The sequence below is a fragment of the Nocardiopsis sp. NRRL B-16309 genome, assembly GCF_001279585.1.
GTDB lineage: Bacteria > Actinomycetota > Actinomycetes > Streptosporangiales > Streptosporangiaceae > Nocardiopsis.
The window spans coordinates 259,509-272,725 of the sequence record NZ_LGEC01000114.1; the positions used below are offsets into that span (position 1 = coordinate 259,509).

General features: G+C 72.1%; 12 protein-coding genes. 5 read left to right on the top strand and 7 right to left on the bottom strand.

The genetic code is table 11. The annotated features are described in order from the left end of the window. Positions 1-3: 3 nt before the first annotated feature. From ADL05_RS25605 to ADL05_RS25615, 3 genes are read left to right on the top strand one after another with little or no spacing between them, the layout of a single operon-like run. Positions 4-948: a carbohydrate ABC transporter permease gene (locus ADL05_RS25605; RefSeq protein ID WP_053619561.1), complete on the top strand. Its 945-nt coding sequence runs from the start codon at positions 4-6 to the stop codon at positions 946-948. Then, positions 945-1,787: a carbohydrate ABC transporter permease gene (locus tag ADL05_RS25610; protein WP_053619562.1), complete on the top strand. Its 843-nt coding sequence runs from the start codon at positions 945-947 to the stop codon at positions 1,785-1,787. The genes ADL05_RS25605 and ADL05_RS25610 overlap by 4 nt, the downstream gene beginning before the upstream one ends. A 6-nt stretch (positions 1,788-1,793) precedes the next feature. Continuing rightward, entirely contained in the window at positions 1,794-2,393 is a 600-nt protein-coding gene (locus ADL05_RS25615) for a hypothetical protein (RefSeq protein WP_053619563.1), read from the top strand. A 71-nt stretch (positions 2,394-2,464) separates the two neighbouring features. Here the strand turns inward: ADL05_RS25615 and dxs are convergent, their stop codons facing one another. The 6 genes from dxs to ADL05_RS25645 all read right to left on the bottom strand — a co-directional run bounded on the left by dxs (position 2,465) and on the right by ADL05_RS25645 (position 10,577). Beyond that, positions 2,465-4,390, bottom strand: a complete 1,926-nt coding sequence (gene dxs / locus ADL05_RS25620) for a 1-deoxy-D-xylulose-5-phosphate synthase (RefSeq protein WP_053619564.1) — start codon at positions 4,388-4,390, stop codon at positions 2,465-2,467. 345 nt (positions 4,391-4,735) lie between these two features. Next, positions 4,736-5,506, bottom strand: a complete 771-nt coding sequence (locus tag ADL05_RS25625; protein ID WP_053619565.1) for a sulfite exporter TauE/SafE family protein — start codon at positions 5,504-5,506, stop codon at positions 4,736-4,738. A 241-nt stretch (positions 5,507-5,747) separates the two neighbouring features. Continuing rightward, positions 5,748-7,028 carry a sugar ABC transporter permease gene (locus ADL05_RS25630; RefSeq protein WP_053619566.1) on the bottom strand — a complete coding sequence of 427 codons (1,281 nt, stop codon included), beginning with the start codon at positions 7,026-7,028 and terminating at the stop codon, positions 5,748-5,750. Then, entirely contained in the window at positions 7,025-7,825 is an 801-nt protein-coding gene (locus ADL05_RS25635) for an ATP-binding cassette domain-containing protein (RefSeq protein ID WP_053619567.1), read from the bottom strand. The genes ADL05_RS25630 and ADL05_RS25635 overlap by 4 nt, the downstream gene beginning before the upstream one ends. Positions 7,826-7,873: 48 nt before the next feature. Continuing rightward, positions 7,874-9,019 carry a sugar ABC transporter substrate-binding protein gene (locus ADL05_RS25640; RefSeq protein ID WP_053619568.1) on the bottom strand — a complete coding sequence of 382 codons (1,146 nt, stop codon included), beginning with the start codon at positions 9,017-9,019 and terminating at the stop codon, positions 7,874-7,876. Between the two features lie 382 nt (positions 9,020-9,401). Then, entirely contained in the window at positions 9,402-10,577 is a 1,176-nt protein-coding gene (locus ADL05_RS25645; protein WP_053619569.1) for an ROK family transcriptional regulator, read from the bottom strand. A 320-nt stretch (positions 10,578-10,897) separates the two neighbouring features. On the opposite strand from ADL05_RS25645, the gene ADL05_RS25650 reads away from it, so the two are divergent. After that, a complete protein-coding gene (locus tag ADL05_RS25650) occupies positions 10,898-11,512 on the top strand; it encodes a uridine kinase (RefSeq protein ID WP_053619570.1) in 615 nt (204 codons plus the stop codon). A 60-nt stretch (positions 11,513-11,572) separates the two neighbouring features. On the opposite strand, the gene ADL05_RS25655 is transcribed toward ADL05_RS25650, so the two are convergent. Continuing rightward, positions 11,573-12,433 (bottom strand): alpha/beta hydrolase, encoded by an 861-nt coding sequence (locus tag ADL05_RS25655; RefSeq protein ID WP_053619571.1) that lies wholly within the window; start codon positions 12,431-12,433, stop codon positions 11,573-11,575. A 129-nt stretch (positions 12,434-12,562) separates the two neighbouring features. Between ADL05_RS25655 and ADL05_RS25660 the strand changes: the two genes are divergently transcribed. After that, positions 12,563-13,216 (top strand): TetR/AcrR family transcriptional regulator, encoded by a 654-nt coding sequence (locus ADL05_RS25660; protein ID WP_053619572.1) that lies wholly within the window; start codon positions 12,563-12,565, stop codon positions 13,214-13,216. The last annotated feature ends 1 nt before the right edge of the window (position 13,217 follow it).

A 13,217-nucleotide genomic window follows, 5' to 3' on the forward strand; every position in this document is an offset into this window, starting at 1 on the left:
CACATGACCACTCCGCTCACCCGCTCCGCCGCCGCCCGCCCCCGCCGGCGGCGGAGCGGCACCTACGGCGACCACCCCGCGACCGGATACCTCTTCCTGTCCCCATGGATCCTCGGCGCGCTGCTGCTGTTCCTCGGCCCCATGCTCGCCTCGCTCTACCTGTCCTTCACCGACTACGACCTCTTCTCCACACCGAACTGGATCGGGCTGGAGAACTACGAGCGAATGCTCACCGACGACGCCAGGTTCGGCAACTCGGTGCTCGCCACCGTGCGGTTCGTCGTCTTCGGCGTCCCGATCCAGCTCGCCGCCGCCCTCGGCGTGGCCCTGCTGCTGAACCGGGCGAGCCGGATGTCGGGCGTGTACCGCTCCGCGTTCTACGCCCCCTCGCTGCTGGGCGGCAGCGTGGCGCTGGCCCTGGTCTGGCGCTCGCTGTTCACCGCCGACGGGCCGGCCGACCAGCTCTCCGGACTGTTCGGGATGCCCTCGCGCGGCTGGGTCAACGACCCGCAGCTGGCGCTGGCCGTGCTGGTGCTGCTGATCGTGTGGCAGTTCGGCGCGCCCATGGTGATCTTCCTGGCCGGGCTCAAGCAGATCCCGCAGGAGCTCTACGACGCCGCCTCCGTGGACGGCGCCAACGCCTGGCAGCGGTTCCGTGCGATCACGGTCCCCATGCTCTCGCCGGTGATCTTCTTCAACCTCGTCCTCAACACCATCAACGCCTTCCAGGTGTTCAACGCCGCCTTCGTGGTGAGCGGCGGCACCGGCGGTCCGAGCGACACGACGCTGTTCTACACGCTCTACCTGTGGCGGAAGGGATTCGTGGAGTTCAACATGGGCTACGCCTCGGCCATGGCCTGGCTCCTGCTCCTGGGCATCGCCCTGGTGACGGGGCTCATCTTCCGCAGCGCCCGCTCCTGGGTGCACTACGCGGGGGAGAAGAAATGACGCCCGCACGCATGCGAAGGCTCGCCTGGCACGCGCTGGTCCTGGCGATCGTGGCGGTCATGCTCTACCCGCTGGCGTGGATGCTGGCCAGCAGCCTCAAGCCCAGCCGCGAGATCGTCACGAGCGTCGCGCTCATCCCGCGGACCTGGGAGTGGGCCAACTACGCGTCCGCGCTCGAACCCCGCGTGGGCGTCCCGGTGTGGCGGTTCTTCCTCAACACCGCGCTCATCTCGGCCGGAGCGGTGGTGGGCAACGTCATCACCTGCTCACTGGCCGCCTACGCCTTCGCCCGCCTGCGGTTCCGCCTGCGAGCGCCGATGTTCGCGTTCATGCTGGCCACGATCATGCTGCCGTACCACGTGGTGCTGATCCCGCAGTACACGATCTTCCAGCAGCTGGGCATGGTGGACACCTTCTGGCCGCTGGTGCTGCCGAAGTTCCTGGCCACCGACGCCTTCTTCGTCTTCCTCATGGTGCAGTTCGTCCGGCAGCTGCCCCAGGACCTGGACGAGGCCGCGCGCATCGACGGCTGCGGACCCTTCCGGATCTTCACCCTGGTGATCCTGCCGCTGCTGCGGCCCGCGCTGATCACCACGGCGATCTTCACCTTCATCTGGACCTGGAACGACTTCTTCCAGCAGCTGATCTACCTGTCCTCTCCGGACAACTACACGCTGCCGCTGGCGCTGCGGCTGTTCGTCGACACCCAGGAGTCGGTGGCCAACTTCGGCCCGATGTTCGCGCTGTCGGTGCTGTCGATGCTGCCGGTCCTGCTGTTCTTCGCCGCCTTCCAGCGCTACCTCATCGACGGCATGGCGACCTCGGGCCTGAAGGGGTGATGTGAGGTGTTCCCACGCCTGGGCCTGTTCGCGGAGTCCCTGCTGGTGGGGCTGTTGACCGCGTTGGCCGCGCTGCTGGTCGTCCCGGCCCTGGCGGCGGTCGCCGCCGGGTGCTCGGTCCTGCGCGAGTCGCGGACCGGCCCGGCCGGCGCCGCGCTGTTCGCCGTGCGCCTGCGCGAGGCCCTGCGCGCGGGCCCGCCCGTCCTGCTCCTGCCGCCGGCGGCCGCGGCCCTGCTCCTGGTGGGGTACGGAGCGGCCGGGGCGGGCCTGCCCGGAGCCCAGGCGTGGTCGGTCGCCGCCGCCGTCGCCGTGGTGGCGGCCGCAGCGGCCCTGCTGCGCATGGCGGCGTGCTGGCGCCCGGGCATGGGCTGGCGCGACGCCGCCCGCGCCGGGGCCGACCGGATCACCGGCGACCTCCACGGGTCGGCCCTGGTGGTCCTGGCCGTGGTCGCCGCGGCGGTGGTCTGCACGGCCGTGCCGGTCATGGCACCGCTCGTCCTGGGGCAGGTGCTGCTGGCGGGCGCGGCCGTGGAGGTGCGCGCCGAGGAAGGAGAGGCGGCCCGGGCCTCGGGCCGAGGCATCGACGGATCGGCGGGCCGGGGATGAGGGCCCGGACGCCGTGAGGCCGTCCCGCCGGCGGCGGGACGGCCTCACGGACGTGTGCGGGGGGGGGGAGGTCAGGCGGTCTCGTCGGCCAGTTCGTGGCCCTGGCCGGCCTCGGTGCGCCGCAGGACGGCCTCGGTGAGCTTGCGGGACAGCTCCTGGGGGGTCAGGCCCTGCTGCTGGAGGATGCGGTCGCGCTTGGCGTGGTCCAGGAACTCCTGCTCGATGCCGAACGTGCGCACCGGCACGTCGACGTCGTTGTCGCGCAGCAGGCGGGCCACGGCGTCGCCCACCGCACCCGTGCGGCCGTTGTCCTCGATGACGGCGACCACGCTGTGCTCGGCGGCCTCGGCCACCAGGGCGCTGTCCAGGGGCTTGACCCACACGGGGTCGATGACGCTGACGCCGATGCCCTGGTCGGCCATCCGGTCGGCGACCTCGCAGGCGACCTGGGCCATCGTCCCCACGCCCACGATGAGCAGGTCGCGGGACCGGCCGCCCTCGGTGGCGCGGCGGAGCAGGTCCATCGAGCCGACCTTGTCCAGGGCGGGCAGGTCCTCGGCGACGGCGCCCTTGGGGTAGCGCACCACGGTCGGCGCGTCCTCGACGGCGACCGCCTCGCGCAGTGCGGTGCGCAGGCGCTCGGCGTCGCGCGGAGCGGCCAGGCGCAGGCCCGGCACGACCTGGAGGATGGACATGTCCCACATGCCGTTGTGGCTGGCGCCGTCGTTGCCGGTGACGCCCGCCCGGTCCAGGCAGAACGTGACGCCCTGGCGGTGCAGGGCGGCGTCCATGAGCACCTGGTCGAAACAGCGGTTGAGGAAGGTGGCGTAGACGGCCACCACGGGGTGCAGGCCGTTCATGGCCATGCCGGTCGCCGAGGTGGCGGCGTGCTGCTCGGCGATGCCGACGTCGAAGATGCGGTCGGGGTGGGCCGCGGCGAACTTGTGCAGTCCGGTCGGGTGGAGCATGGCCGCGGTGATGGCGACGACGTCCTCGCGCTCGTGGCCGATCTCCACCATCGTGTCGGCGAAGACCGAGGTCCACTTGACGACGTTGGGGCCGGGCTTGGCCTCGCCGGTGGCGGCGTCGAAGGGGCCGGGCGCGTGGAACTGGTCCTCGTCGTGGTTCTCCGCGGGGGCGTAGCCCTTGCCCTTCTGGGTGATGCAGTGGACGATCACCGGGCCGCCGAAGTCGCGCGCGCGGCGCAGCGCCTTCTCCAGGGCCTGCTCGTCGTGGCCGTCGATGGGGCCGAGGTACTTCAGGCCCAGGTCCTCGAACATCATCTGCGGCTGGATGGCGTCCTTGACGCCCTTCTTGAGGCCGTGCAGGGCCTCGTAGAGGGGCTGGCCGACCACGGGGGTGCGGTTGAGGGTGGTCTTGGCCAGGTCGAGCGCCTGCTCGTAGCCGGGGGCGAGCCGCAGGGAGGACAGGTGGTCGGCGAGGCCGCCGCGCGTGGGCGAGTAGGAGCGGCCGTTGTCGTTGACCACCACGACCAGGCGGCGGTTCTTCCGCTCCGCGATGTTGTTGAGCGCCTCCCAGGCCATGCCACCGGTCAGGGCGCCGTCCCCGATCACCGCGACGACGGTGCGGTCGGTGCGGCCCTGGACCTCGTTGGCCTTGGCCATGCCGTCGGCGTAGGACAGGGCGGTCGAGGCGTGGGAGTTCTCGATGAAGTCGTGCTCGGACTCGGCCCGCGAGGGGTAGCCGGACAGGCCGCCCTCCGACTTGAGGTTGCTGAAGTCGTGCCGCCCGGTGAGGACCTTGTGCGCGTAGGCCTGGTGGCCGGTGTCGAAGAGGATCGGGTCCTTGGGAGACTCGAAGACGCGGTGCAGGGCGATGCTGAGTTCGACCACGCCCAGGCTCGGGCCCAGGTGGCCGCCGGTCTGTGCGCAGGAGACGACCAGGAAGTCTCTGATCTCCTGGGCCAGCGCAGGGAGCTGGTCGGCCGGAAGCCTCTTGAGCGCTTCCGGATTCTGTATCGACTCGAACAGTGCCACTGTCTCGTCAGTCCCCTCGTCCAGCGTGTCCGTCAACTGTGCCCCGCCCGGCCCCTGACGTGGGTCCGGAGCCGGCTACCGGCAGGTATACATACCCGAGTTTATGGGCCGGATCCCACGGGTCCCGCCCAGGTCGGCCTCGCGGGGGCCGCGGATCCCGCACGGACCGGCCCCACGCGGTGAGCCGCACCCCGCGCGTCGACGGCCCGCCCTCGGTTTGGGCGTACATTACCGCCTTTGGGACGCGATACGGCCGCTGCCGTGCTGGGGCACCGTCCGCGCGGCGCGCGCCAGGACGTGTTCGGCGGTGACCCGCTCCCGCGCGCGGCGTCCCCGGGCGTGTCCCTAGCCGAGGACGGCCTGCACGAGCAGGCCCAGCGCCGAGGCGGTGACCACGCACAGCATCGCCAGGCGCAGCCACCCCGCGTCGACCCACCGGCGCAGGAGGTTGCCCACCCCGAAGCCGACGGCCACGCACGGGATCATCGCGACCCCGGCCACCAGCGTGCGGGTGTCCATCTGCCCGCCCAGCGTCAGCGCGGTCAGCGACAGCGCGGCCCCGAACAGGAAGAACGCGGCCAGCGTCGCCCGGACCCTGGCGGGCGGCTCGTGCTGGTAGAGCAGCGCCATCGGCGGCCCGCCCACGGAGGTCGCGGTCCCGGCGAACCCCGACAGGCATCCGGCGACCACCAGGGACACCGGGGTGATGCGCGCCCGGAAGGACCACACCGACAGCGCCACGGCCGCGAGCACCATGGCGCCGACGACCCCGGCCAGGGCCCGGGGCGCCAGGACGGCCACCACCCACACCGCCACGACCGTGCCCGGCAGGCGCGCGGGCAGTCCCCAGGCGATGCCCCTCCAGTCCACGTGCCGCCACTCCTGCAGGAGCGTGAGCACCGGCAGCAGGACGGCGGCGATGAGCATGGCCCCGGGCATCAGCGTGGGGTCGAGGAAGGAGATGACCGGCGCGGCCACCAGGCCGAGGCCGAGGCCGACGGTGCTCTGGACGGCGGCTCCGGCCAGGACGGCCACTCCGGCGATGAGCAGCACCACCCAGATGTCGGCGGAGCCGGCCAGCCCCTGGGCGGCGGGGCGTGCGATGTCTTCGATCATGAGGAGGCCGACGCTATATGTCGATCCATCCGACCGGGATTAGGAGATCGGGACATCGGATGTCCGTGCCGCCGTGGACCGGCGGAGGATTCGGGGGAACGGGCCGCGTGACGGGGAAGTCGGGCAGGAGGCGGCATGGCGGCGACAGCGCGGAAGGGCCCGCCTCGGTCGGCGGGCGGCGCACGCCACGGCGCACCCGCCCGGGCCCGAGGTCGGGGCCGGACGGGTGCGCCGGACGTCCCTAGGCGCCGCCCCTGGCGTGGGTCTTGCGACCGCGCCGGGAGATGGCGTCCAGGATGACCGCGATGAGCAGCACCGCGGCGGTGATCATGAAGCGCACCGAGGACTCCATCTGCAGCAGGAGCAGACCGGAGGCGATCGCGCCCAGCACCAGGCCGCCCAGCAGCGCCGAGTAGGCGTTGCCCCGGCCACCGAACAGGCTCGTTCCGCCGATGACCGCGGCCGCGATGGCCATCATCAGCTCCTCGCCGCCACCGGTGGACACGCTCGCCGCGAAGTTGCGCGAGACGAGCATGATGCCGCCCAGGGCCGCCAGCATGGAGGCGATCCCGAAGACCGAGATCCGGATGAAGTCCACGCTGATGCCGGCGCGGCGCGCCGCCTCGGAACTGCCGCCGACCGCGTAGACCATGCGCCCGTACCGGGTCTTGCGCAGGATCAGGTCGAGGGCGACCACGAACCCGACGAAGATCAGGAAGGCCAGCGGCACACCCTTGTACTGGTTGAGCACCCACACGCCGCCCACCAGCGGCACGGCCAGCAGCGCGGACCGGAAGAGCACCTCGGGCAGGGGCTTGTAGGGCAGCCCCGCCAGGCGGCGCCTGCGCTCGACCGCGAACACCGTGCCCATGTACAGCAGCACGGTCACGATCACGAGCGACCAGCCCACGACCGGGACGAAGTAGGTCTGGGTCAGCATGGCGATGGCGCCGTTGGCGCTGGTGTTGACCGAACCGGAGCTGTCCAGCAGGTACAGGTGCAGGCCCTGCCACCCCAGTAGTCCGGCCAGTGTGACCACGAAGGCCGGGACGCCCAGCTTCGCGAAGATGACGCCGTGCAGCAGTCCGACCAGGAGGCCGACCAGGACCGCCGCGCCGATCGCCACCCATTCGGAGACGCCGAAGCGCACGGCCAGGACCGCCAGGACGGCGGCCGAGAGCCCGGACACCGACCCCACGGACAGGTCGATCTCGCCCAGCAGCAGGACCATGATCACGCCGGTGGTCATCAGGCCCACGGCGGCGATCTGGACGGTGAGGTTGGACAGGTTCTGCGCCGACAGGTACCGGTCGTTCATCGACTGGAACACGACGGCGATGAGGATCAGGCCGATGATGACCGGGACGGGCCCGAGCTCGCCGCCGCGCAGGTTGCGGCGTAGGGCCTTGAGCCAGCCGCTCGGGGAGGCGGCCGTGACCAGGAGGCGCGGGTCGCGCCGCGGCTCGCCGGGTGTGCCCGTCCCTTCGCCCGACGCGGGCGTGGCGTGAGTCTGCTGAGTCATCGGTTGTCCTCCGTGGCCAGGGCCGAGGAACCGGTACGGCTGGAGCGCCGGGTGACCGGGTTGTCGGCGGCACCGGTGATGGCGGCCACGATCTCCTCGTAGCTCGTCGACGCGATGGGGAAGTCCCCGGCGTTGCGGCCCAGGCGGAGCACGACGGCGCGGTCGGCGACGGCGCGTACGTCCGCCATGTTGTGGCTGATGAGCACGACGCCCAGGCCCTGGTCGCGCAGGCGCTCGATCAGGTCGAGCACCTGGGCGGTCTGGGCCACGCCCAGTGCCGCGGTGGGCTCGTCGAGCATCACCACGCGCGGCTGGCCCAGGAGCGAGCGGGCGATGGCGATGATCTGCCGCTGGCCGCCGGAGAGCGAGGAGACGGGGACGCGCAGGTTGGGGATGCTCACCGACAGCGAGTCGAGCAGTTCCCGCGCCCGGCTCTCCATCTCGACCTCGTCGAGGGTGCCGGGGAAGTGCAGCTTCTCGTTGCCGAGGAACAGGTTGCCGACGATGTCCAGGTTGTCGCACAGCGCGAGGTCCTGGTAGATGGTGGCGATACCGAGCTTCTGGGCGTCGGACGGCGAGCCGATGGTGACCGGCCGGCCGTCCCAGGTGATGACTCCGCCGGTGTCGGCGGGGTGGGCTCCGGCGATGACCTTGACCAGGGTGGACTTGCCAGCGCCGTTGTCGCCGAGCAGGGCGACGACCTCTCCGGGATCGACCTGGAAGTCGACCTCGCTCAGGGCCCGGACGGCCCCGAAGGTCTTGGAGATCCCGGACAGTTCCAGGACGGGTGTACTCATGCGCTCTTTCTCTCTTCTCGTCCCGGCGGGGCGTCGCGCCTGGACCGGTTAGAGGGCTTCCTGGCAGAAGTCGGTGTCCTCGTAGTCGGCCGTGCAGATCTCCTCGATGGAGTAGATGCCGTCGGAGACCACGGTGTCGCCGATGTTCTCCTCGGTCACCGAGATCGGCTCCAGCAGGATGGAGGGCACGGCCTCGCCGTTGGCGTCCTCGACGTCGGTGAGCGTGTACTCGCCCGCCTCCAGCTCCTCGCCGGTGGCCAGGGAGACCGCCATCGCGGCGGCGATCTCGGCCTCCGGCCGGATCGCCTTGTAGACGGTCATGTACTGCTCACCGGAGATGATGCGCTGGATGCCGTGCAGCTCGGCGTCCTGGCCGGTGACGGGCGGCAGGTCGTCGGTGGACACGCCCGCGCTGCGCAGCGCGGAGATGATGCCGGAGGCCATGCCGTCGTTGGCGGAGTAGACGCCGACGATCTCGTCCACGCCCAGGGAGGTGATGGCACCCTCCATCTGGCTGTTGGCCTCGTCCGGCGACCAGTCCGGCGTGTCGAACTCCTGGCCGATCTCGACCTGGCCGTCGAAGATCTCGTGCGCGCCGGCCTTGAAGTCGGCGGCGTTGGGGTCGGTGGGCGAACCGTTGATCATGACGATCTGGCCCTCGCCCGTGGTGCCGTCCTGCTCCAGCGCCTCCAGCAGGGCCTGGGCCTGGACCTGGCCCACGCGGTGGTTGTCGAAGGACACGTACATGTCCGCGCCGCCCTCGGCGAGGCGGTCGTAGGCGACCACGGGCACGCCCTGCGAGCGGGCCTCGTTGACGGTGCCCGCGGCGGCCTGGGAGTCGACGGCGCCGAGCACGAGGACGTCGACCCCGTCGGTCAGCATGGCCTGGGCCTGCGTCTGCTGCTCGTCGACGTCCTGGTCGGCGTTGGCGTAGGAGAGCTCGCAGTTGGGGCAGAGCTCGCCCAGGGCCTCCTCGAAGAAGGGACGGTCGAAGGCCTCGTAGCGCGCGGTCTGCAGCTCGGGGAGCAGCAGGCCGACGTGGAAGCCCTCCTCGACCGTGTGGTCGGCCTGATCGCCAGCCTCTTCACCGGAGGTGGTGAGGGCACCGCAGCCGGAGACGAGCAGGGCCAGGGAGGCCGTGACGGCGGCGAGGCCGCCTGTGAACTTCTGGTGGGTTGCGAAGCGTCGGGTCATCAACGCTGTGCCTCTCTTCACGGGGGATTTTCGGTGTGGGAACTCGCGAGCAATGATGTGAAGTACAACCCCGCGGTGGGCTTGCCGTCAACTCCTGAACACATAACTGAAACATCACGGACATTGCCTTCAAGCACTAAATGCACGGAAACCCCTGGCCAAAGCGGCTCGCGGCGTTCGTGACCTTGTGTGAAGGGTACGCGTCGATTGCCCGTCCTCGAACTTTTTACCCGCCCCTGACCTCGAAGGACGCCGAGCGACACACCTCGGCGGGGCGCCGCGGGGAGCGCGCCGGACGGCGTTCGGGCACGCGTCAACGCTGTGGAGCGGTGACACGCCCCACAGTGACGAGCCCTACAAGACTTGGGTGGGAAGGCGCCGGTCAGCCGACGCGCTGCGCCGCCATGAGCAGCCCGCCGTAGAGCGAGGCGTCCCCGCCCAGCGCGCTCGGCACCAGTTCGAGCTGGCCCAGCGCGCTGCCGAGCGCACCCAGCTCCATCGCGCGGCGCATCGGGTCCAGCAGCAGCTCACCCGCCTCGGCCAGGTCGCCGCCGACGACCACCCGGTCCGGGTTGAACAGGTTGGCGATGATCGCCGTGCCCTGGCCGAGCGCCGTGCCCGCCTCGGAGACGATCCGTCGGCTGCCCAGGTCCCCGTCCAGGGCCGCGGCCACGACGTCGGGCACTCCGACCGGCCCGGGGCGACGCGCCACGTCGGCGTTCTGGGGCAGCATGTCGAGCAGGTAGTGCGCGCCCGTGAACGTCTCCAGGCAACCCCGGTTCCCGCACCGGCACACCTGGCCGCGCGGGTCCAGGGCGATGTGGCCCACCTCGCCCGCCGTGCCGCCCGCGCCGCGGAAGAGCCGGCCGGACATGATGATGCCCGCGCCCACACCCTCCCCGATGACCAGGGTGATCACGTGCTGGGCGCCCCCGCCCGCGCCCTGGTGCCATTCGGCCAGCGCGGCGAGGTTGGCGTCGTTCTCGGCGACGACCGGCAGGCCCAGCCGCTCGGTCAGCGCCTTGGCCGGGCGGTGGCCGGCCCAGCGGGGGACGCAGGAGATCCGGCCGACCTCGCCGGTGCCCGGGTCGATCGGCGCCGGCACCGAGGCCACCACCGAGGAGACCGTGCCCACGTCGATCCGGGCGCGCTGCAGTGTGGTCTCGGTCAGCCACGCAGCCCGGCGCACCCCGCGTTCGGCGTCGGCGGCCACGTCGTAGGCGATCGCCTCGCGGGCGAGCATGTTGCCGTCGCTGTCGCCGACCGCGACCTGGATCCGGGTGGGCATGAAGTCCACGGCCACGACGGCGCCGGGCGGGCGCAGCAGGGTGACCGCGCGGGCGCGGCGCCCGTTCGAGGCGGTGTCGCGGACCGAGACGGTGCCCGCGGCGCGCAGCCCGCGCACGATGTTGGACACGCTGGCGGCGGACAGCCCGGTGGCCCGGGCGAGTTCGGCCTGCGTCCGCGTGCCCTCCTTGCGGAGCGCGTCCACGATCCGGCGTTCGTTGGCCTGCCGGAGGGCGGACTGTGATCCCGGTGTCCCGGCGGTGTCGGTCACCCGGTGGCCCCTTCGTCGTCTCTCGTGCCAGCGCGACGGCGCTGCTGAGACGAATGCTACAAGCATTGAACGCAAGCCGGAACGCCGCCTGGACCGCGCTCGGCATGGCCAGGGCGGTTCCGCGGATGCCGCCCGTCGCGGGCGGCGCATCCAGTGGTGCTCCCGCGAGGCCGAAGGAGGAACTCCCCTCCTCTGCGGCTTCGCCGTTGTCCCGTGGGCCCGGGCGGTCCCCCTGCCGACTGATGGGAACGCGGTGAGAGTGCCGCTGGGGCGCCGCGCAGCAGGGTGGGTGTCCGCGGAACATGGCCTAGGGTGCGATCGTGCCAGTACCGAGGATCAGCACCGCCGAGAGCGGTTGGGCGGCCCGCGCGGTGTCGCTCCTGCCCGCCCGGAGCACTCCCGTGCGGGTCGTGGCCGTGGAGGGCCGCTCCGGATCCGGCAAGAGCACGGTCGCCGGGCACCTGCGCGCGGCGCTGGCCGCGTGCGGCGAACCGGTCCACGTGCTGACGATGGAGGACCTCTACCCCGGCTGGGACGGCCTGGCGCGAGCGCCGCACCTGCTCCGGGACTGGGTGCTGGCCCCGCTGCGCCGCAGGGAGCCTGCCGCCTGGCACCGCTACGACTGGGCGGACGGCCGTTTCGCGCCGGAGTGGTCGCGGCTCCCGGCGGAGGTCGCCGCCGGGGGCACGCTGGTGGTGGAGGGCTGCGGGTCGGGCGCGACGCGGGTCCGGGACCTGACCGACGCGCTGGTCTGGGTGGCCGCGCCCGGCGCCGAGCGGGCCCGCAGGCTGGACGCGCGCGGGGACGCCGCCGTGTACGCCCCCCACCGGGACCGGTGGGCCCGGCAGGAGGAGGCGTTCTACGCCCGGCACCGGCCCCGCGCGCACGCCCGGCTGGTCGTCGACAACTCCGCCGCGGCCGGTCCCGCGCGGTGAGGCCCGGAGGTGCACGGGACCGGTGCGCGGAACGCGGCGGGCCGGTGCGGCCGGTCCGCGCTACGGCAGGGCCAGCGGCGCGCCCTGGACGAACGCGGTGATGCGGTCCAGGCTGGCTGCGTCGGCGAGGATGCCGTTGTGCCGGAGTCCTGACGTGGTGACCAGGCGGGCGCGCTCGCCGAGGGCGGCGAGCACCCGGCGCGACTGGGAGTGCGGGATCATCGGGTCCTCCTGGTCGTGCAGGAGCAGCACCGGCTGGGTGAGGGTGTCGGCGTCGTGGGTGGCGCTGAACCGGGTCCACACGGTGGTGTCGCCACCGAAGTACCGGTGCTCGATCGCCGAGCGCAGGGCGGCGACCGTGCGGGGCCGTAACCGCAGTTCGGCGGCGAACCCGGCGACGACGGTCTCGAAGTCGGCCACCCCGGAGACGAGGACGAGCCGGTCCGCCCCGATGCCCTCGCGCAGGGCGTGGACCGAGAACAGCGCGCCCAGGGAGTGGCCGACGACGGCGCTGAAGTGACCGTTCCGGGACTGCAGCAGGCCGATGGTCTCCAGGGCGTCCAGGATGGTGCCGGCCCGGCCACCGGTCGCCCCGTGGCCGGGGGCGTCCCAGGCCACGGGGCTGTAGCCGAGGTCGAGCAGACGGCGCACGAGCGGCGCGAACCGGGAGGCCCGTGAGCGCCACCCGTGCGCGAGCAGCACGGGGCGGGCGCCGTCGCCCCAGGCGTAGGTCGCCACCTCCCACTCCCCCACGTGCAGGGTCTCGGCGCGGGCCGACTCGTGGACGTCGCGGTCCTGGTCGGCGACCGGGCGCGTCCCGCCCGTTCGGACCCAGAGACGGCGGGCCCGGTCTCCGGCGAACGCGGGAGCGGGCAGCGCGAGGGTGTTGAGGGCGGTGCCGATGAGGCGTGCGGTGTTCACGGAGGCTCCCCTACGATAAAATAATACGAACGGTCGTATTATTTGTTTGCCAGCGTCACGTTGTCAAGGCGAGGTATTCTGAACCGGTACTCGACCGACCGTGCACTTTTGCCCTCGGGGAGACGGAGCATGACCACACAGACCGACGGGAGGACCCTGCGCGGCGACCAGACCCGCAGGGCCGTCCTGGGGCGCGCGCTGGACATCGCCTCCAGCGAGGGCCTGGAGGCGTTGTCGCTGGGGCGGCTCTCCAAGGAGCTCCAGGTGAGCAAGAGCGGCGTGTTCGCGCACTTCGGTTCCAAGGAGGAGCTGCAGCTGGCCGCGATCAGGGCGGCGCGCGAGGTCTTCGTCGACCACGTCGTGCGCGACGCCCTGGAGACGCGCCCGGGGCTGGAGCGCCTGTGGCGGCTGTGCGCGAACTGGATCACCTACTCGCGCGACCGGGTGTTCAGCGGCGGGTGCTTCTTCTACACGGTGACCGCCGAGTTCGAGTCACGGCCGGGACGGGTCCGCGACGCGCTCGTCAAGGCGCACCGGGACTGGCGCGGGTCCCTGTCCAGGAACGCCGCGGACGCCCGCCAGCTCGGCGAGCTCTCCGAGGCGGCCGACCCGGACCTGCTGGCCTTCGAGCTGCGCGCGCTGCTCGACGCCGCGAACGGCGTCTCCCTGCTGGAGGACGACCGGGACACGCCCTACGCCATGGCGCGCGCGTCGATCGTCGCCCGCCTGGACGTGCTGGTCCTGCCGGGCGTGCGACGGCCCTGGGAGGACACCGGGTCCTGAG